Origin of the sequence: Thalassospira profundimaris (genome assembly GCF_003326675.1) — a bacterium.
GTDB classification, from domain to species: Bacteria; Pseudomonadota; Alphaproteobacteria; order Rhodospirillales; family Thalassospiraceae; genus Thalassospira; species Thalassospira aquimaris.
This window is the reverse complement of sequence record NZ_JPWF01000002.1, coordinates 305,130-324,627: the sequence shown is the minus strand read 5'-3', so window position 1 is coordinate 324,627 and position 19,498 is coordinate 305,130. Positions and strand designations below refer to the sequence as shown.

The window sequence follows — 19,498 nt, the reverse complement described above, 5'->3', positions numbered from 1 at the left end:
ATGTGCGGGGCTTATTTGCCAAGTGCCATCATCGACAAAATAAACAGCAGCAACAAGGCGACGGCCTGAAGCAATACGCGCAATTGCATCAATTTGTTGGACTTGCGGGCATCCTTGCCGCGCGCCATCGAAATGATGCCCAGTACCAGAACGACTGCCACGGCACCCATCGCCAGCAGCACGCCAATCTGAAGAAATGCAGCCATCTTTGTTCTTCCCTGTTGTTGCCTTCGAATTTATCCCGCGGCCAGGGTCGTGCAACCGGGGTGCAGGCATTTCGCGAAGGTCTGATTTTTTAAACTTGGTTCCGAGGGGTGTCATGCTGCGTCAAACTGTTGGCGCAGGCAACCGCAGATGGGAGTTTTTCGGTTTTATTCGATGCTTTTACTGTCATGGGCAAAGTCGCGGCGATCAATTTTGAATTTCTTGATACGCGATGCCAGTGTTGTTGGTTTGATATCAAGCAGCGTTGCCGCACCGTTACTCCCGAAAATTTTGCCGCGTGTTTCGGTCAGGGCGCGAATGATATTGTCATATTCGCTTTGACGCAGTTCTTCGCGGGTCAGGATCGATTTGATTGGTGCGGGTGTGGGGGCGGGTTTTGGTGCGGGCGGCTTTTTGCTGGTGCTGAAATCGGGCAGGTCGAAATGCAGCTTGCCGTCATGGGCCAGAATGGCAGCCCGTTCGATCACGTTTTCAAGTTCACGGGCATTACCCGGCCAGCCATAATTTTGCAGGACATGAACCTGTCCCTTGGTCAGTGTCGGTTGGGCAATGTTGAGGCGCTGACAGATATTGCGCAGGAAATGGGCGGCAAGTGGCGGAATGTCATCGGGTCGTTCGCGTAAAGGTCGGCATTCAATCGGAAAGACATTCAGTCTGAAATAAAGGTCTTCGCGAAAACGTCCCTGACGGACTTCTTCCTTAAGGTCGCGGTTGGTCGCGGCAATCAGGCGCACATTGACTTCACGTGTGCGTTCCTCGCCAATGCGTTCAAACTTCTGATCTTGTAGGACGCGCAACAACTTGCCCTGAAGTTCGAGCGGGATTTCACCGACTTCATCGAGGAACAGGGTGCCGCCATCTGCCAACTCGAACCGTCCGACGCGGTCGCGGATCGCGCCGGTAAAGGCCCCGCGGACATGGCCGAAAAATTCACTTTCAAACAGTTCATGCGGGATGGCCGCACAGTTCACGCGGACAAGAACGCGATCGGACCGTGTGCTGGCCTGATGGATGGCGCGTGCAATCAGTTCCTTGCCGGTTCCTGATTCCCCGGTAATCAGAACGTTGGCATCGGTCGGGGCAACAAGATCAATCTGTTTAAGGGCGCCCTGAATGGCATCGGATTGCCCAATGATTTCATGGTGGTTGTTGGTCGACAGGATTTCTTCCTGAAGATAGGCGTTTTCAAGTTCCAGTCGTTCGCGCAGTCGGTCGACTTCGGCCAGGGCGATATGCAGTTTTTCCTCGGCGATTTTACGTTCGGTAATATCGCGGAAGACAATGACCGCGCCGATGACAAGGCCATGGTCACGGATTGGGGTCGATGTGTATTCAACCCGGATCGGTTTGCCATCGCTGCGCCAGAAGACTTCATCATCCACACGTCGCACGATGCCTTCGCGAAAGGCGTTGTAAATCGGGCATTGCGCCGCGTGATAGGGTTCGCCATCAACATGGGAATGGTGAATGATCGAATGAATTTCCCTGCCCACCAGTTCCTCTGCCGTCCAGCCCAGCATACGTTCGGCCGCCGGATTGACAAAGGTGGTGACGCCATCGGAATTCACGCCATAAATCCCTTCGCCCGCAGCGCCCAGAATCAACTGGTTTTCGCGCTCGATCTCGCGAAAGAACCGTTCGGCGCGCCGCCATTCCGATATGCCTTCGCGCAGATAATCATCGGCCTCGGAATCGACATCGCGGCGGTGGCGTGCATCAAGGTCCGAGATGGTGACAGTCAGGTATTCTTCATCATCAAGAATGATGGCGCGGGCTTCGTGTTCAAGTTTCAGTTCGGTTCCGTCCGGGCGGGTCAAATCCAACCCGCGGGTCCATGCAAAACCGTGATAAAGGGCGGCCTGGCTAAAGACGACAAGGCTGGGTACTTGCCCCTTGTGCAGCGCACTCATCCGCGATGATTTCAACTCGTCAATGCTGCGTCCCAGAAGCTTTGCTGCGGCCTCGTTGGCAAAGATAATGCTGTCGGTTTTGGGGTGCACCAGAATTGTCGGATGCGTATGCGCCAGCAAAGCTTGCAGGTGCAGTGACTCCAAAGACCTTGAAACAGATTGATTTACGTCGTGGTTCATTTGTATTTCCTACGATAATTCGTAGTTGTGATTACGAATTATCGTAAATTACGATTTTTCGTATATGGCAAGGTTGCCTGCTGTTTTGCCAAGAGTCCAGCGTTTTCAACGAAAATACCGCAATGCAATAAACTGGCACGCCCGTTGCTGATACCCCGACTGAATATCTGGTGCTGTCAAACGACGGCGTAACAAAACAGGGGGTGATCAAATGTCAGTCAAAAGTCTGGGTGATCCATTTAGCGGCGATACCGACCTGCGTCATAGCAAGTCCTGTGGCTGCGATGCTTGTGCATCAAGCGGTGGGCATAAACATGCTGAACATGATCATGGCGTAAAACACGATCTGGCGTCGATGCCGGCACATAGCGATATGGCCGCGAAGGCACCGGAAAGCAGCGAAGAAATCCTTGATCGTGCCATCGACAGCGCGATTGTCCGCTCGGTTTTCGGGCACAATGAAATTTCGCGTCGTTCCTTTGCCAAGATGGTTGGTGGCAGCACCATGATGGCGGCATTGGCATCGGTCCTGCCAATTGACAAGGTCAAGGCAGCCATTCTTGATGATCTTGGCACGCCGGAAAAATCGAAACTTAATATCGGCTTTGTTCCGATCACCTGCGCGACGCCGATTATCATGGCGCAGCCGATGGGTTTTTATGAAAAATACGGTCTTGATGTTGATGTCATCAAAACCGCTGGCTGGGCGGTGGCCCGTGACAAGTCATTGAATAATGAATATGACGCGTCGCACATGCTGACCCCGATGCCGTTGGCGATTTCGATGGGGGCCGGATCAACCGCAACTCCGTTCCTGATGCCCGCGGTTGAAAACATCAACGGTCAGGCCATCGTTCTGCACAATGACCATCTTGATAAGCGCGATCCAAAACAGTGGAAAGGCTTCAAGTTTGGTGTGCCGTTCGAATATTCGATGCACAACTTCCTGCTGCGTTACTATGTCGCGGAACATGGTCTGGACCCGGATAAAGACATCCAGATTCGCGTTGTTCCGCCGCCCGAGATGGTCGCAAACCTGCGTGCTGGTAACCTTGATGGTTATCTGTCACCCGATCCGTTCAACCAGCGTGCGGTTTGGGAAAAAATCGGCTTCCTGCACACCCTGACCAAGGATATCTGGGAAGGCCATCCGTGCTGTGCATTTGCATGTTCCAAGGCATTTTCCGAAGAACTGCCAAACACCTATGGCGCGCTTCTGAAATCGATTGTTGATGCGACCCAATACGCAGCCAAACCGGAAAACCGCAAGGAAATCTCGGCGGCGATTGCGCCGGCCAACTATCTGAACCAGCCGGTTCCGGTGATCGAACAGGTCCTGACCGGTCGTTATGCCGATGGTCTGGGCGAAGTTAAAAACGTTCCTGATCGCATCGATTTCGATCCGTTCCCGTGGCATTCGATGGGCGTCTGGATTTTGACCCAGATGAAGCGCTGGGGCTATATCGAAGGCGATATCGATTACAAGAAAATCGCCGAAGAAGTCTATGTCGCGACCGATTGTGCCAAGGTGATGAAAGACCTTGGATATGAGGCTCCGACTTCGACCTATAAAAGCTATACGATCATGGGCAAGACCTTTGATCCCGATCAGCCCGAAGCCTATGTCAACAGCTTTGCGATTGGCAAAGGGGTAAGCTGATATGCTGGCATCCTTGAATGCCAGGGCTTTGGTTTTGTCACTCGTGCTATTGGCGGTCTTCCTTGGCCTTTGGGAGGCCGCCAGCCCGAAGCAAAATCTTTCTGGCGAACTTACCGAATATGAACTTCTGATGGGCGGGGCAGAGCCCAAGGCAGCCGTGCCACCGCCCTCGGCAGTGATCGGCAAGGCGTGGGAAGAACTCAGCAATCCTTTCTATGATGCAGGCCCCAACGACAAGGGGATTGGCATCCAGATCGGTTATTCGCTGTATCGTGTTCTGACCGGCTATTTCCTTGCCGCCGCACTTGCCATTCCGATCGGTTTTCTGATCGGGATGTCGCCCCTGATGTATAAGGCGCTTGATCCCTTTATTCAGGTGCTTAGACCGATCTCGCCTTTGGCGTGGATGCCCTTGGCACTGTTCGTCATTCAGGACAGCCAGGCATCGGCAATCTTTGTCATCTTCATCTGTTCGATCTGGCCGATGCTGATCAATACCGCATTTGGTGTCGCCGGGGTGCGCAAGGACTGGGTCAATGTGGCGCGAACCCACGAACTTGGGGCGTTCAAAACGGCATGGATTGTCATTCTTCCGGCGGCAGCCCCGACCATTTTGACCGGAATGCGCATTTCCATCGGGATTGCATGGCTGGTGATTGTCGCAGCCGAGATGCTCGTCGGTGGAACCGGCATTGGCTACTACGTCTGGAACGAATGGAACAACCTTGATCTGACCAGTGTTGTGTTCTCGATCCTGATGATCGGTCTGGTCGGCATGTTGCTTGATACCGCATTCGCCTATTGCGCACGTCTTGTGCAGTACCAGGAATAAGGAGACCTGATATGTCGACGCCATTCCTGAGCGTACAAAATCTTACCAAACGTTTTCAGGCCCCCAAGGGTGGGGAAAGCCTGACGGTGTTTGAAAACGTCAATCTTGGCATCGAAAAGGGCGAGTTTGTTTGCATCATCGGCCATTCCGGCTGTGGCAAATCAACGATCCTGAACATTCTTGCAGGTCTGGACGAACCCAGCGACGGCGCTGTCATCATGAATGGCAAGGAGGTCTCTGGCCCAAGTCTGGATCGCGGGATCGTGTTTCAGAACTATTCCCTGCTGCCCTGGCTTTCAGCACTCAAGAACGTCACCTTTGCCGTTCAGGCACGTTACAAGTCCTGGAGCAAGAAGCAGGTTCACGATCATTCGATGAAATATCTCGAATTGGTCGGTCTTGCGGGTGGGGCAGAACTGCGCAAGCCTTCGCAACTGTCTGGCGGGATGCGCCAGCGTGTGTCGATTGCACGTGCCTTTGCGATCCAGCCGGAATTGCTTTTGCTCGATGAGCCATTCGGTGCGCTTGATGCGCTGACCCGTGGCAGTATTCAGGATGAACTGATCCGGATTTGGTCGGGGTCTGATCAGACGGTCTTTATGATCACCCATGATGTTGACGAAGCCATCCTGCTTGCGGACCGCATCCTGTTGATGACCAACGGTCCCTATGCCCGGGTTGCAGAATCCGTTCAGGTCGAAATCGAGCGTCCGCGCGAACGGGCCAACATTATCCATCATCCCGATTACTACGATATCCGAAATCATCTGGTCGAGTTCCTTGCCAAACGGTCACGTGAACTTGCCGGAAAACAGGATGGTGACACGCAAGCTGCACCGAAGATTGTCCGTTTCGGGGCAAATGCCGGGGCGGAAATTTCATCAGAAACAGGCGGCAAGCCCGATGCGCGCAAGCGCGCGGTCAATAACGCCGACTAATCAAAACAACGTGCTGTATCAGAAGTGGAGTAAACCCATGAAAAAAGCTGACATCAAAGAAATGATCCTCGACGCCAAAAAAGCCAAAGGGCTTGGCTGGGAAGAGATCGCAAGCAAGATCGGTATGTCCCCGGTTTGGACGACGTCTGTTTGCTTTGGCATGAATTCGGCACCGAAAGACAAGGCCGACATGCTGGTGGCCCTGTTTGATCTGCCACCCGAAGCATCGGCTGTCATTCAGGAATCCCCGATGAAAATCTGGGATCAGGCAGTGCCGACCGATCCGGCAATCTATCGCCTGTATGAAATCGTTGGTGTGTATGGTGAAACCATCAAGGAAATTATCCACGAGAAGTTCGGCGACGGCATCATGAGTGCGATCGATTACGAAATGTATATCGAACGCAAGGAAGACCCGAAGGGTGACCGCGTTGTCATTACCCTTGATGGCAAATTCCTGAAATACCGCGCCTGGTAAGGTGTGATTTCAAACGGAAATACGTGACATTTGCGGGGTAATATATCGCGATGTCGCAGTCCGGTCGGGCCCGCCTGTTTTATCTGGCGGGTCCGTTCCGTTTGGAGTTGTTCCAAAGTCTTGGCTGCCGGTACTGGCGAAATGGTCCTGATCTGCTAAATCCTGAAGATATGTAATTGCCTGTATGCAAAGCCTGTTTCATGGTTTTGCGATCATTGGGCCCACCAACAAGGATTGAAATCAGATGGCAGACCTGTCCGCATTCGACATCACCAAACGCTGGCCGGCAACAAATCCCGATATACTTCAGCTCTATTCTCTGCCGACTCCGAACGGGGTCAAGGTTTCGATCATGCTTGAAGAAACCGGACTGGAATATGAACCGCACCTGATCAAGATCGGCGAGGATGAAACCTGGACGCCGGAATTCCTGTCGCTTAATCCGAACGGGAAAATTCCGGCCATTCTTGATCCGAACGGACCGGGTGGCAAACCGCTTGCGCTTTTTGAATCCGGGGCGATTTTGCAATATCTTGCGGAAAAGACCGGCAAGTTCCTGTCATCTGATCCGGCAACGCGGATTGAAACCATCCAGTGGGTTTATTTCCAGATGGCGGCCATCGGTCCGATGTTTGGTCAGATCGGTTTCTTCCATAAATTTGCAGGCAAAGAGATCGAGGACAAGCGACCGCTTAATCGCTATGTCACCGAATCCAAGCGCCTTTTGGGCGTACTTGAAGCCCGTCTCGAGGGGCGTGACTGGATCATGGGGGATGAATATACCATCGCCGATATCGCAAGCCTTGGCTGGGTCAGGAACCTGATCGGTTTCTATGGCGCAGGCGATCTGGTCGAGTTTGATAAATTGTCCAATGTGCCGCAATGGCTTGAACGCGGACTTGCTCGTCCGGCGGTTCAGCGCGGGCTTGATATTCCGGCACGCGACTAGGATTGCTTGTGTGCTGCCATGCTAAAAATTGACCGGATGGTCAGAAATGCTTTCCATCCGGTCAGGCAGCCATTAACAAGTGGGGAGTTTATTGGCCCCATGAAATTCAAGAGACACATCGATGACCAGCCGCATCAAGGACGCCGCCCTTGCCGCCCAGATCAATGACGAGACGCTTGCATGGCGTGAAGTCATCTGCCCGGTAACGGCGAAATATGGAAACTATGTCGCCAAACGCGATCTGCGCGACAAGACGATTGTCAGTTTCCAGCACGTGCTTGAAGACACCATTCCGACCCTGTTGCCTTTCGTAAAGGCCGGGGCAAAGGTCAAGGTCGGGGCGTGCAATCCCGATAGTACCGATGATGTCGCGGCGGCCTATCTGGCGGCAAACGGGGTCGAGGTTCATGCCTTTTCCGGTATGACGCCCGAAGAATACGCCAAAAGCATTGATATCCTGTCGTCCGAGCCGGCCGATATCGTTGCCGATATGGGCGGCGAGTTGATCGAGGCCTTCGTGAAAAAAGGTCATAAAGTTGATGGTGCGCTTGAAGCCACGACGACGGGCGTTCACCGCGTTGAAAAGCTCGATTATTCGTTCCCGGTCTTTAACTGGAACGACATCGCGATCAAGGACCGCCTGCATAACCGCCATCACGTGGCCCAGGAAATGTGGCCGGTCTTTTCCAACGTAACCGGTCTTGCGCTGTATGGTCGTTCGGTTCTGGTAATCGGTTTTGGTCCGGTTGGGCGTGGTGTTGCCGAACGTGCGCGCAATCTTGGTGCGGTGGTCTCGGTTGCGGAACGTGATCCGGTGCGCGCCCTTGAGGCCCAGCATCACGGATGCCGTGTCGTCAGTCTTGAAGATGGCATCAAGGAATGTGCGATCATTGTGACGGCAACCGGCCTTTCGGGCATTCTTGGCGAAAAGCAGATCAAGCAGGCCCGTCGTGGCGCCATTCTGGTTAATGTCGGTCATTCCAATACCGAGATCGACGTTGCCTGGCTTGATACCCAGAAACGCACGAAAATGCGCCGCTATATCGAGAAGTTTGAGTTTGATAACAGCCGCGAAGTCTATTTGCTGAACCGCGGTAGCCTTTTGAACCTTGCACCTGGCATGGGCGGTTCGGGCAAGGATCTGTTTGATCCGTTCTCGGCCATTCTGATCCGTGGCATTGACTGGTTGGCATCGGGTGGGGCGGCGTCGTTCAAGCCGGGCTTCTATGATTATCCGGCCGAAATCGAACGCGAAATTGCCGAGGCAATCCTGCATTCGCACAGCTGATTTTTCACCGGATTATTGCCGGTGTTGGCGCCAATATTGAAACACCCCGGTTATGAACCGGGGTGTTTTCTTTTTATTGTTTGCTCGGTTCCGAGGGGTTAGGCGCGGTAACCGATCCGCAGGTTGCCCCACTGTTCGCCATTCACGATGATCGGGACGTCGCATTCCTTCATGAAGACGACGGAATTGCCCATGTCGCGGAAATAGGTTTGCAGCAGATGCGGCTTGGTGTTGCGTGCTGCCATCAAGCCGGCGCGGTCATCAAAAATACGCCGGTTACGGCAATTGCCCATATTCCAGGCGGCCTCGCCGGGGCGCTGGGGGTGGCTATAGATTTTGTTATGGGTTGGAAGGTAGCCATTGAAATCAACACCCGCGGCAAAGACGATGTGCTTGTCCTTTTCAAGGATCGCTTCCTGAAGTGGTGTGAAATGACGGTCCGTGAACGGGATGTATGGCGTGATGAACTGTTTCGGATCGCTGCCTGAAACCGGTTCATAACGGGGGTTAAACAGGTCTTCGCGCTTGATCTCGTTATTGCGCAGACCGGACTCAAGAACCTTTGCCAGATCAAGGGATAATTGTTTGCCAAGTTCGGCAATCTTGTTGTCGTGATCGTGGGTTTTCTTAAGATGGCCCATAATGACCTGGGTGGCCTTCTCGTCGACTTCGGTAAACTGAACATGGGTGCCCAGTGCCGAAACAGCCTTGATTACGCCATGCAGAACCGTACCGTCGACCATGGTGATCGTGATCGGCTTGTTACGATCCTTTTCTGCGGCATCAATGCGGGCAAGAAGCCCTGCCATCGACATATCGGCGGTGACACCATTGCGGATGTCTCCGCTGCCAAAATCAACCTTGATATCAACCGCAATCGGAACGCGGTCTTCGTGGCGTCGGTTGGCACTTTCCGTGCTGCGCAGGACAGTCCGGAAACGGCTTTCCATTTCATTGATATCATTGCGAATGTTGGATGCCAGAATACGAAGGTTTTCTGCGGTTTCACTGGCGTTCTGTGACTTCTGGCTTGCCAGTTCAATGTCACTGGAAATGCCGCGCATGTGGGTGGAAACTTCTTGCGCACTGGTCGAAATCTCGCCGATTGCCGCTGTTTGTTGCTCTACCGATGCCGATATATCGGCAGAAAGCTGGCTGACCTCGTCAATTGCGCCACCGATGCCCTCAATCGCGGTTACGGCCTCGGATGTTGCACCCTGAATGGCGGTTATCTGGGAGTTGATATCAAGGATTGCCTTTTCGGTCTGGGTCGCAAGGTTCTTGACCTCGTTGGCGACCACGGCAAAGCCCTTGCCTGCATCCCCGGCGCGTGCGGCTTCGATGGTGGCGTTCAGGGCCAGCATCTTGGTCTGATCGGAAATGCGTTTGACGATATCAACAACCTTGCCGATCTCGCTTGCGGTTTCTGACAGGCTGTTCATCGTATGCGATGTTTCCTGCGCACGGATCACGGCCTGACCGGCGATGTCGTTGGTCTTGTGAATGCGTTCGGCAATTTCGTGGCTTGATGCCTGCAATTCCTCGGTCGCGGACGCGACTGTGGCGACATTGCCGCTGGCGATTTCGGTGGTCGAGGTGATGCGTTCAACCAGTTGGGATAACTCGCCGGCATCCTTTTCCATTGTTTGCGCAACATCGTTGGTGCGCCCGGCCTGAAAGCCGACTTCGGAAATGATGTTGTCGGTTTCGCGTTCGATGATTTCAGACATCGATTGAATTTCCGACGATGCCCGCTGTTGGGATGCCTGTCGTTGCAGGTTGCCCATCAGATTGCCCATGTCAGCCATCAGGACGCAACGTGCCGCATCCAGCAGGGCCGGGGTCGGGCGAATGCCCTTGGTGCTTGATGCCAATGCAGCGCAATTTGCGGCGGCCTTGTAATAGGCAAGGACGATTGCATCCGGTGTCAGATCGGAAGCGGCCTTGGCCAGCGCATGGTTGGCAAAGCAGTGATTGAAGACGTCCGCCGATGTCGCAGCGGCCAGCGCACGAAATTGTTTGGCAAGGTCAGGAACAAGGGTTTGCGGCGCGCTTTTATCCGCGCTGCTTTGTCCTGTTCCAAGCAGTTCTGCAATCAGGCTTTCAGCGATCCGATCTGCATGTTGTGCAAAGAGATCTTTGGTTTCGCTTATTCGCGCATAGATTGTATTTTCCGGCATCGCAGAGGTATGGTTCATTTAAACGTTCCTCCCCTTTTCCCTGAACGGCAATTGGGCCTATTTCCCACAGATTTTCAGGCTTCTGTGTTTATATCAGTGCAGTCTATCACTAGAGGTAAGTGTAAAATATATCATACTTTAGGTTGATATAGAAAAGCGGCCCGTCAAGGTTGACGGGCCAAGTTTGCCCTCGTTGGTCACAGGGGCCACGGTTCGCAATGCAAATAAGTTTCGGCTTTCAACCTGTTAGCTGATCAGCGCCCCAAAAGTCCGCGCGTCACAACTTGGGCCTGAATTTCGGCAGCACCTTCGAAAATGTTCAGAATACGGGCGTCACAAAGAACGCGGCTGATCTGATATTCAAGCGCATAGCCATTGCCGCCATGAATTTGAAGGGCATTATCGGCGTTCGACCAGGCCACGCGCGCGCCCAAAAGCTTGGCCATCCCGGCTTCGATATCGCAACGAATATCCTGATCTTTTTCAACGGCCGAGAAATAGGTGAGTTGCCGGGCAATCATGGTTTCAACAACCATCCATGCAACTTTGCCGTACACCCGCGGGAAGTTGAAAAGCGGTTTTGAAAACTGGATGCGGTCCTTGGCATAGCGCATGCCGATCTCAAGCGCATTTTGTGCCACGCCAACGGCGCGGGCCGCGGTCTGAATACGGGCGGATTCAAATGTTGCCATCAATTGTTTGAATCCCAGGCCTTCCTCGCCGCCCAGAAGGTTGGATGTCGGTACTTCAAACCCGTCAAAGGACAGCTCGTATTCCTTCATGCCGCGATAGCCGAGAACCTCGATCTCGCCGCCTGTCATACCGTCAGCCGGGAACGGGTTGTCGTCAGTTCCACGCGGTTTTTCGGCAAGCAGCATGGAAAGTCCGCGATACCCGGCTTCATCCGGGTTGGTTCGCGTCAAAAGCGTCATCAGGTCCGACCGGGCCGCATGGGTGATCCATGTCTTGTTGCCGGTCACCTTATAGATGTCGCCATCCTTGATTGCACGGGTGCGCAGATGGGCAAGGTCGGAGCCATTATTGGGTTCGGTAAAGACCGCAGTCGGCAGGATTTCACCCGATGCCAGTTTCGGCAGGTAATGTTCCTTTTGGTCATCCGTGCCGCCAAGACGGATCAGTTCGGCGGCAATTTCAGAACGAGTGCCAAGTGATCCCACGCCAATGTAACCGCGTGACAGTTCTTCGGTCACGACACACATCGCGGTTTTGCCCATGCCAAGTCCGCCAAATTCTTCGGGGATGGTCAGGCCAAAAACGCCGAGTTCGGACATTTCAGTCACAATTTCAATCGGGATCAATTCGTCTCGTTCGTGCCATCCATGGGCATGCGGGCTTACTTTTTCATCGACGAACCGCCGGAACTGATCACGGACCAGATCAAGTGTTTCATCTTCAAGGCCGGTTTCACCAAAGCGGCCGGTATCGAGGCTGTCTTCTATTTCAGTGGCAATCGCACGTCGTGCCGCATCCGAATTGCCATGGGCCGACAGAACCGTGACAGCACGGCTTGCGCAAAAGGCTTGAATGTCGGTTTCGCTTGCGCCCAGTGTGTTCAGGCGGATGATTTCCCCCTGTGACATCGGGATGCCACCCTTGATCTGGGCCAGATATTCGCCAAAGGCGACTTGCAGAATAAGGGTTTCCAGACGTCCGCGTTTGCCCTGTGTCGCAAGTCTGTCTGACCATGCCTTCATCTGTTGAAGGGCCGTGACATAGGTCGTGAACCAGGCAAAGCCATGGGCGGCGAACTGGTGTTCGTCAAAGGCGTTGGCATCAATACGGCCATCAACGGTGACCTGTGCGCGAACGGCATTTTCCGTGGCGTCATAAAGTGATGCCAATGCGGTCAGTGCATCGTCGCAAAGCTGGTCAAGATCAGGAAGCAGGGCGGTATCAGTCATTTGCTTGGTCCTTTGCCCGGCAATCGTGTGGGGCGATTGCACTGGTCGAAACTTGGTTGATGTCGTGTAAGAAGGGTGGTGGCACCCCGCACGCGGATCGGGCGAGAACGCGTTTGGGGTGCCAGCAATCAGTCGAAGATTAATGTGGGACTAGCCTTCGACTGCTTCTTCAAGGGTGCGCATGCCCGGGCGTTTGGCCTGAACCAGAACAGCCATGTTGCCGGGTTTGTGTTCATTGCGCATCATCTTCATGTGGGCGCGCGGAATGTCTTCCCAGCTGAATACTTCGGACATGCTTGGATCAAGGCGGCGTTCGATCACCAGTTTGTTGGCCTGTGCGGCCTGTTTCAGGTTGGCAAAGTGGCTGCCCTGAATGCGTTTCTGACGCATCCAGACAAAACGCGCATCAAAGGTCAGGTTAAAGCCGGTTGTTCCCGCGCAGAACACAACCATGCCGCCACGCTTTACGACATTGCATGATACCGGGAAGGTTTGTTCTCCCGGATGTTCAAAGACAATATCAACGTCGTTGCCCTTGCCGGTGATGTCCCAGATCGCTTTGCCGAATTTGCGGACTTCTTTCATATAGTCGCCAAATTCCGGACCATTGACCGTAGGAAGCTGACCCCAGCAATTGAAATCCTTGCGATTAATGACCGCTTTGGCGCCCAACCCCAGAACGAAGTCACGTTTTGACTCGTCAGAAATCACCCCGATGGCATTGGCCCCGGCTGTGGTGATCAACTGGATCGCCATGGAGCCAAGCCCGCCAGACGCGCCCCACACCAGAACATTGTGGCCCGGACGCAGGATATGCGGGCGATGCCCGAACAACATGCGATACGCGGTCGCAAGGGTCAGGGTGTAGCACGCGCTTTCTTCCCAGGTCAGATGTTTGGGGCGCGGCATCAATTGTTGTGCCTGAACGCATGTGAACTGTGCAAATGACCCGTCCGGGGTCTCGTAGCCCCAGATGCGCTGGGTCGGAGACAGCATCGGATCGCCGCCATTGCATTCCTCATCATCACCATCATCCTGATTGCAGTGAATGACGACTTCATCACCGACTTTCCAGCGGGTGACTTTTGATCCAACCGCCCAGACGATGCCCGATGCATCCGATCCGGCAATATGGAACGGGCAGTCATGGGAATTGAAAACCGAGATCGGTTTGCCAAGCGACGCCCAGATGCCGTTGTAATTCACACCGGCTGCCATCACAAGGACAAGTACCTCGTGGCTGTCGGGCTGGGTGACCGGCAAGACTTCGCATTGCATGGCGGTATCGGGTTCGCCGTGGCGTTCCTCGCGAATGGCCCATGCGTACATATTCTTGGGCACGTGACCCAGCGGCGGGATTTCGCCAATTTCATACAGATCTTTTTCTTCCTGACCGCCACGGAAAGGCAGCACTTCAGCAGTGGTGTTCATGGCCTTCACTCCTTGTTCGGGTCGATCCGGATGGCAGGGTAATTAAATTACCGATGCTGCGTTGCGGTCGACGAAACCTCCAAGCCACAGAATTTGTTTTATTTTCCCTGGGCGTTTCCCTGTTTTCTGCGGATTTCATTCCGATAAAACCGGGGCGATATTTGTTTTCGCTTTTATCGCGTTGCACAAATTGTTATATAATTACCCATGTGATGTCCAGTAGATAATTTAATAACGTAAATGCGAAATTATCGAAAAGACATGAGGTAATAAAAATACAAGAGGTCGCGATGTCGATGGAAAACAAACGCAGCGCAGCAAAGCCGGAACGTGATCGCCCGTGGCTGATCCGGACATATGCGGGTCATAGCTCGGCTGCGGCATCCAATGCCCTGTATCGTCAAAACCTGGCCAAGGGGCAGACGGGGCTTTCCGTCGCGTTCGACCTGCCAACCCAGACCGGTTACGATTCGGACCATATTCTGGCACGCGGCGAGGTCGGCAAGGTCGGTGTCCCGGTCTCGCATCTGGGCGATATGATGACGCTGTTTGACGGCATCCCGCTTGATCAGATGAATACATCCATGACAATCAACGCCCCGGCGGCTTGGCTTTTGTCGCTTTATATTGCGGTTGCCGAAAAGCAGGGCACGCCACGCGACAGTCTGCAGGGCACGACGCAAAATGACATCATCAAGGAATATCTGTCGCGCGGGACATATATCTTCCCGCCTGCACCCAGCCTGAAGCTGATTACCGACGTTGCGGCATTTACCTATCGCGAAGTCCCGAAATGGAACCCGATGAATGTGTGCTCGTATCACCTGCAAGAAGCCGGGGCGACGGCGGAGCAGGAACTGGCCTATGCACTGGCAACGGCGATTGCGGTTCTGGACGCGGTTCGCGATTCGGGTCAGGTGCCCGAAGAAGATTTTGCCAAGGTGGTGGGGCGCATTTCATTCTTTGTGAATGCCGGGATTCGCTTTGTGACCGAGATTTGCAAGATGAGGGCATTTTGCGAACTTTGGGATGAAATCACCCGGGATCGTTATGGCATCGAGGAAGAGAAATATCGTCGGTTCCGCTATGGCGTGCAGGTCAATTCGCTTGGCCTGACCGAACAGCAACCCGAAAACAACGTCTATCGCATCCTGATCGAGATGTTGGCCGTGGTGCTTTCCAAAAATGCACGTGCACGTGCGGTTCAGCTTCCTGCATGGAACGAGGCGCTTGGTCTTCCGCGTCCTTGGGATCAGCAATGGTCGCTCCGCCTGCAACAGATCATGGCCTATGAAACCGATCTTCTGGAATATGAGGACCTGTTTGACGGCAATCCGGCGATTGAACGCAAGGTTGGTGCCCTCAAGGAAGGGGCACGCGCGGAACTGGCAAAGATCGATGCCATGGGCGGGGCGATTGCCGCTGTTGATCGCGGGTATATGAAACAGGAACTGGTGCGGTCAAATGCACGCAGGCTTGCCGATATTGAATGCGGTCTGACCCGGGTGATTGGTGTGAATGCCTTTACCGAAACTGAACCATCACCCCTGACATCGGGTGAAAAATCGATCCTGACGGTCGATGATATGGCCGAACAGGAACAGATCGAAAAGCTGAAAGCCTGGCGTTCAGATCGTGATGCGGCAGAGGTGGCCAAAAGCCTTAATGCCCTGAAGTCGGCGGCGGGCGAGGGGCGCAACATCATGGAAAGTTCCATTGCCTGTGCCCATGCCGGTGTGACCACCGGTGAATGGTCAGAAACCCTGCGCGAGGTGTTTGGCGAATATCGTGCGCCAACCGGGATTACATCGATGATTGTGACAGGCGACGAAGAAAATATTCAGAACCTGCGTTATCGTGTGGACGAGGTTTCCGAAAAACTTGGCGAACGCATGAAAATGCTGGTCGGCAAACCCGGTCTGGACGGGCATTCAAACGGGGCGGAACAGATCGCCGTCAAGGCGGGCGAGGCCGGTATTGAAGTTCTTTATGATGGCATTCGCTGGACGCCGGATGCCTTGGTGCGCAACGCGATTGATGAAGGCGCCCATGTTATCGGTCTGTCGATCCTGTCAGGATCGCATGTGCCGCTGGTGCGCGAGGTGGTGAATGGTCTGCGTGCGCAAGGCGCAGGTCATATCCCGGTTGTTGTTGGCGGAATCATTCCCGAGGCAGACATGCTGGTTCTGCGTCAGATGGGGGTGGCGGCCGTCTATACGCCCAAGGATTACCAGCTGGTGCGGGTGATATCCGAAATCGTCGATCTTGTTGATCGCAAATCGTCAGAACTCGTTGTGAAACCGGCTTCTATCGAAGATAAAAACCGCGGAGCTGCCGTTTATTGAGGTTCTTTACCCAACCGAAAATGCAAGGATCTGGCTGATCTGGGTAAGGGGTCGGCCAGATCCTTTGTGCCATTGATCAAGGGCGGATTGGACGGATGCGAAATCCTTGTTCGAGGAAGGCATTTTGGCAATCACGCCTTCGTTCTGCAGGGCCGCGATTACGTCGTTGGAAAAAATCGGCGTATCCATGCCAATACGGCGCAGGGCAACCTGGCCGGTTTTACCACCAAGGCGTGATCCGCCTTTCTGCACGATGCGCAAATTGTCGCAGTAATCCCCGCTTTTCCATTCGGCAAAGAATGCGCCGACCGACCCATACGCATCACCAAGTGATTGCAGGAAACGGGCATTGTCGCCAACGGACTTGATCTTGGGGCCATGGGCAACGATACCGTCGGCCTTTAAAAGCCGTTCGACGTCCTCGTCATGCATCATCGACAGGCGGCCGACATCAAACCCGTCAAAGACTTCTTCAAACCGTGGCCATTTGGTTTCAATCACCTTCCAGCTAAACCCGGCCTGAAAGACCGATTTGCTGAATTCCGATAATCAGCGATCTGCCGGAATGGCCGCGATTTCATCGGGTGATTTTGGTGTGATCAGGACCGCGGCAAGGGCTGCTTCACTGCCTTTGCGGGCAATGGCGGCCTGTTCGATTTCATGAAATGGGCGCATCGGGGCTGGTCCCTTCAACGAAAAACAGCCAAAGCGAAGCCAAGGCTGTTTTCAGGAAAATCGATACGGATCAGGACTTGGCGGCAACCCGTTCGGGAACACGGCTGTGGCGTTCGCTGACCCAGCTTTCAAACGTGGTCGCCGGAAGCGGTTTGGAGAACAGGAAGCCCTGAATGAAATCGCAGCCTTTTTCACGCAGATATTCAAGCTGTTCGACTTCTTCCACACCTTCGGCAACCACTTCAAGATTAAGGCTGTGACCAAGGCCGATAACCGCATCGACGATTGCCTTGTCATCAAGATCAACATGAATATCGTTGACGAAGGAGCGGTCAATCTTGATTGATCCGACCGGGAACCGTTTCAGATAGTTCAGCGATGAATAGCCGGTCCCGAAATCGTCAATTGCGATTGTAACACCCAGCTCTTTCAGTTCCTTAAGGGTCGAAACTGCTTTTTCCGGGTTGTTCATCAGAATGGATTCGGTGATTTCAAGTTCAAGCGTGCCTTCGGGCAGAGCCGTGTCGCGAACGATCTTGGTCACGCTATCGACCAGTTCGGCATCCTGGAACTGTGCCGGTGACAGGTTGACCGCAATCCGCAGACCCGGAAGGGTCGAATCACGCCATGCTTGTGTCTGTTTGCAGGCCTTTTCAAGAACCCAGGCACCAAGCCGGTTGATCAGACCACATTCCTCGGCGACCGAGATAAACTCGCCCGGCAGGATAAGACCGCGTTCCGGGTGATGCCAGCGCACCAGCGCCTCGGCACCGACGACCTTTTCGGTCCGGCAATCAATTTTCGGCTGATAATAAAGTTCGAGCTGATCCTGTTCGAGCGCGTTGCGCAGATCTTCCTCGATGGTTTTGCGTTCTTTGACCCGTTCATGCATCGACGGCAGGAAGAAGCGGTAATTGTTACGCCCTTCGGCCTTGGCGGCATACATCGCCATATCGGCGTTTTTGACAAGCTGTTCTGGGTTCTCGCCGTCTTCCGGGAACAGGGTGATGCCGACACTGGCCGTTGAATGCAGGCGGATGCCACGGCAATCAAACGGCTGGGAAAGCTCGTCAATGATGCGCTGGGCAAGGGCGATGGTGTCTTCGATGTTCTGGACGTCGGTCTGAATGATCGCGAACTCGTCACCGCCAAGACGGGCGGCAGTATCCGAATCCCGGATGATCCGCGAAAGACGCTGACCCATTTCCTGAATCATCAGGTCGCCAACGTCATGACCAAAGTGGTCGTTGATGTCCTTGAACCGGTCAAGGTCAACAAACAGAACCGTGACACCGCGCTGGAACCGGCGGGCCGACAGCAATGCCTGACGCAGACGGTCAAGGAACAGTGTCCGGTTCGGAAGACTGGTCAGCACATCATGAACGGCAAGATGGCGCATCCGTGCTTCGGTCTGTTTACGTTCGGTAATGTCGGTATAGGTCGCAACATAACCGCCGCCGGGCATCGGGTTGTGATCAACCTGAATGACGCGACCGTTCGGGCGGGTGCGTTCCATCCGATAGGGTTCACGCCGGCGCGCAATAGCAACACGATCAGAAATCAGGGCCTGAATGCTGACATCGCCATATTCGCCGCGCTCGCCGTTATAGCGCAGGATATCGGAAAGCGGCGTGCCTTCCTTGACCAGATCACGTGGCAGATTAAGCAGCTCGATATAACGTTCGTTCCAGACCATCAGATTAAGGTCCTGATCGAACAGACATATGCCCTGACCGATATTGTGAAGGGTGGCTTCAAGCAAGGCCTGCTTGCGCTGGGCTTCTTCCTGTGCTTGTCCCTGAAGGGCGACCATTTCGTTATATTCGCGGATCAGAAGGCCAAGCTCGTCCGAGCTGTTCCATTCCACCGGGCGGCGCAAACGGCCATGCTTGGTCATTCGAATGGAATGCAAAAGACGGTTCAGCGGTTCCTTGATCGACCGTTTGTTTGCGATCAGCAGGCTTGCGGCAACCACTGCGATCAGCAATCCAAACAGGATCATATCAATGGCGATACGGCGGAACAGAAGGTCCTGAACGCGGGCATCGGTAAAGTAGATGACAAGTTCGCCGACATCGTGGCGCACATTGTTACGTTCGAAATAGACCCGGCGCGACAAGCGCAATGTGTCGGCCAGTTCGGATTGGGAAACACCTGTATGGGCAAATTCGGTGCCATCCGCACCAAGTGCCTGCACCGCGACGATGTCACGATCCCGTGCCATCGCGTTCAGCGCGGATTCGATATTGTCGACATCAAGATACCAGAAAGGTGTCGCAAGAACGCGGGCATTGATATCGGCGGTCTGTTCAACCTTGCCGTTCAGGTCATCGCGCAACACCTTGTAGCTGACGTAGCCAAAGACAATGAAAAGGGCGAGCGAGAACAGGGAAACCAGCGGCAATGCTATGAATAGCAGCCGGCTGCTTAAGGACTTGCGTTGTAAAAAGCCGTACGATCCGCGCGACAAGCGTTCTCTCCTGGG

The 19,498-nt window shown here is 54.0% G+C and carries 14 protein-coding genes and 1 pseudogene; 7 read left to right on the top strand and 8 right to left on the bottom strand.

Annotated elements, in window-relative coordinates; all coding sequences use genetic code 11:
• Positions 1–11: 11 nt before the first annotated feature.
• Together TH19_RS04120 and TH19_RS04115 are read right to left on the bottom strand one after the other, a co-directional pair.
• Positions 12–206: a twin transmembrane helix small protein gene (locus TH19_RS04120; RefSeq protein WP_114101060.1), complete on the bottom strand. Its 195-nt coding sequence runs from the start codon at positions 204–206 to the stop codon at positions 12–14.
• 165 nt (positions 207–371) lie between these two features.
• A complete protein-coding gene (locus tag TH19_RS04115) occupies positions 372–2,315 on the bottom strand; it encodes a sigma 54-interacting transcriptional regulator (RefSeq protein ID WP_114101059.1) in 1,944 nt (647 codons plus the stop codon).
• Between the two features lie 211 nt (positions 2,316–2,526).
• On the opposite strand from TH19_RS04115, the gene TH19_RS04110 reads away from it, so the two are divergent.
• The 6 genes from TH19_RS04110 (at position 2,527) to TH19_RS04085 (ending at position 8,460) form a co-directional block, all read left to right on the top strand.
• On the top strand, positions 2,527–3,975 hold the full coding sequence (locus TH19_RS04110; RefSeq protein ID WP_114101058.1) for a CmpA/NrtA family ABC transporter substrate-binding protein: 1,449 nt from the start codon (positions 2,527–2,529) through the stop codon (positions 3,973–3,975).
• 1 nt (position 3,976) lies between these two features.
• Complete coding sequence (gene ntrB, locus TH19_RS04105; protein ID WP_114101057.1) at positions 3,977–4,807, top strand: nitrate ABC transporter permease; 831 nt, start codon at positions 3,977–3,979, stop codon at positions 4,805–4,807.
• A gap of 11 nt (positions 4,808–4,818) precedes the next feature.
• Positions 4,819–5,745, top strand: coding sequence for an ABC transporter ATP-binding protein (locus tag TH19_RS04100; RefSeq protein ID WP_114101056.1), 927 nt, complete (start codon positions 4,819–4,821; stop codon positions 5,743–5,745).
• Between the two features lie 37 nt (positions 5,746–5,782).
• Entirely contained in the window at positions 5,783–6,223 is a 441-nt protein-coding gene (gene cynS / locus TH19_RS04095) for a cyanase (RefSeq protein ID WP_114101055.1), read from the top strand.
• 244 nt (positions 6,224–6,467) lie between these two features.
• Entirely contained in the window at positions 6,468–7,172 is a 705-nt protein-coding gene (locus TH19_RS04090; protein WP_114101054.1) for a glutathione S-transferase N-terminal domain-containing protein, read from the top strand.
• A 121-nt stretch (positions 7,173–7,293) separates the two neighbouring features.
• On the top strand, positions 7,294–8,460 hold the full coding sequence (locus tag TH19_RS04085) for an adenosylhomocysteinase (RefSeq protein WP_114101053.1): 1,167 nt from the start codon (positions 7,294–7,296) through the stop codon (positions 8,458–8,460).
• Positions 8,461–8,558: 98 nt separating this feature from the next.
• On the opposite strand, the gene TH19_RS04080 is transcribed toward TH19_RS04085, so the two are convergent.
• From TH19_RS04080 to ccrA, 3 genes are all read right to left on the bottom strand, one after another.
• On the bottom strand, positions 8,559–10,658 hold the full coding sequence (locus TH19_RS04080) for a methyl-accepting chemotaxis protein (protein WP_114101052.1): 2,100 nt from the start codon (positions 10,656–10,658) through the stop codon (positions 8,559–8,561).
• Between the two features lie 236 nt (positions 10,659–10,894).
• A complete protein-coding gene (locus TH19_RS04075; RefSeq protein WP_114101051.1) occupies positions 10,895–12,562 on the bottom strand; it encodes an acyl-CoA dehydrogenase family protein in 1,668 nt (555 codons plus the stop codon).
• Positions 12,563–12,712: 150 nt separating this feature from the next.
• Complete coding sequence (ccrA, locus tag TH19_RS04070; protein ID WP_114101050.1) at positions 12,713–13,993, bottom strand: crotonyl-CoA carboxylase/reductase; 1,281 nt, start codon at positions 13,991–13,993, stop codon at positions 12,713–12,715.
• Between the two features lie 290 nt (positions 13,994–14,283).
• Here ccrA and TH19_RS04065 point away from each other — a divergent pair, with 290 nt between their 5' ends.
• Entirely contained in the window at positions 14,284–16,338 is a 2,055-nt protein-coding gene (locus tag TH19_RS04065) for a protein meaA (protein ID WP_114101049.1), read from the top strand.
• 6 nt (positions 16,339–16,344) lie between these two features.
• On the opposite strand, the pseudogene TH19_RS04060 reads toward TH19_RS04065, so the two are convergent.
• From TH19_RS04060 to TH19_RS04055, 3 genes and pseudogenes are all read right to left on the bottom strand, one after another.
• Positions 16,345–16,854 (bottom strand): annotated as a pseudogene (locus TH19_RS04060) (DNA-3-methyladenine glycosylase I); the annotation flags it as partial.
• Positions 16,855–16,887: 33 nt separating this feature from the next.
• On the bottom strand, positions 16,888–17,013 hold the full coding sequence (locus tag TH19_RS22990; RefSeq protein ID WP_258547820.1) for a hypothetical protein: 126 nt from the start codon (positions 17,011–17,013) through the stop codon (positions 16,888–16,890).
• 70 nt (positions 17,014–17,083) lie between these two features.
• Positions 17,084–19,483, bottom strand: coding sequence for a putative bifunctional diguanylate cyclase/phosphodiesterase (locus TH19_RS04055; RefSeq protein WP_258547819.1), 2,400 nt, complete (start codon positions 19,481–19,483; stop codon positions 17,084–17,086).
• Between the last annotated feature and the right edge of the window lie 15 nt (positions 19,484–19,498).

Coding starts and splice junctions, on each gene's coding strand:
- TH19_RS04120 (WP_114101060.1), bottom strand. CDS start 206: ATGGCTGCATTTCTTCAGATTGGCGTGCTGCTGGCGATGGGTGCCGTG.
- TH19_RS04115 (WP_114101059.1), bottom strand. CDS start 2,315: ATGAACCACGACGTAAATCAATCTGTTTCAAGGTCTTTGGAGTCACTG.
- TH19_RS04110 (WP_114101058.1), top strand. CDS start 2,527: ATGTCAGTCAAAAGTCTGGGTGATCCATTTAGCGGCGATACCGACCTG.
- ntrB (WP_114101057.1), top strand. CDS start 3,977: ATGCTGGCATCCTTGAATGCCAGGGCTTTGGTTTTGTCACTCGTGCTA.
- TH19_RS04100 (WP_114101056.1), top strand. CDS start 4,819: ATGTCGACGCCATTCCTGAGCGTACAAAATCTTACCAAACGTTTTCAG.
- cynS (WP_114101055.1), top strand. CDS start 5,783: ATGAAAAAAGCTGACATCAAAGAAATGATCCTCGACGCCAAAAAAGCC.
- TH19_RS04090 (WP_114101054.1), top strand. CDS start 6,468: ATGGCAGACCTGTCCGCATTCGACATCACCAAACGCTGGCCGGCAACA.
- TH19_RS04085 (WP_114101053.1), top strand. CDS start 7,294: ATGACCAGCCGCATCAAGGACGCCGCCCTTGCCGCCCAGATCAATGAC.
- TH19_RS04080 (WP_114101052.1), bottom strand. CDS start 10,658: ATGAACCATACCTCTGCGATGCCGGAAAATACAATCTATGCGCGAATA.
- TH19_RS04075 (WP_114101051.1), bottom strand. CDS start 12,562: ATGACTGATACCGCCCTGCTTCCTGATCTTGACCAGCTTTGCGACGAT.
- ccrA (WP_114101050.1), bottom strand. CDS start 13,993: ATGAACACCACTGCTGAAGTGCTGCCTTTCCGTGGCGGTCAGGAAGAA.
- TH19_RS04065 (WP_114101049.1), top strand. CDS start 14,284: ATGTCGATGGAAAACAAACGCAGCGCAGCAAAGCCGGAACGTGATCGC.
- TH19_RS22990 (WP_258547820.1), bottom strand. CDS start 17,013: ATGCGCCCATTTCATGAAATCGAACAGGCCGCCATTGCCCGCAAAGGC.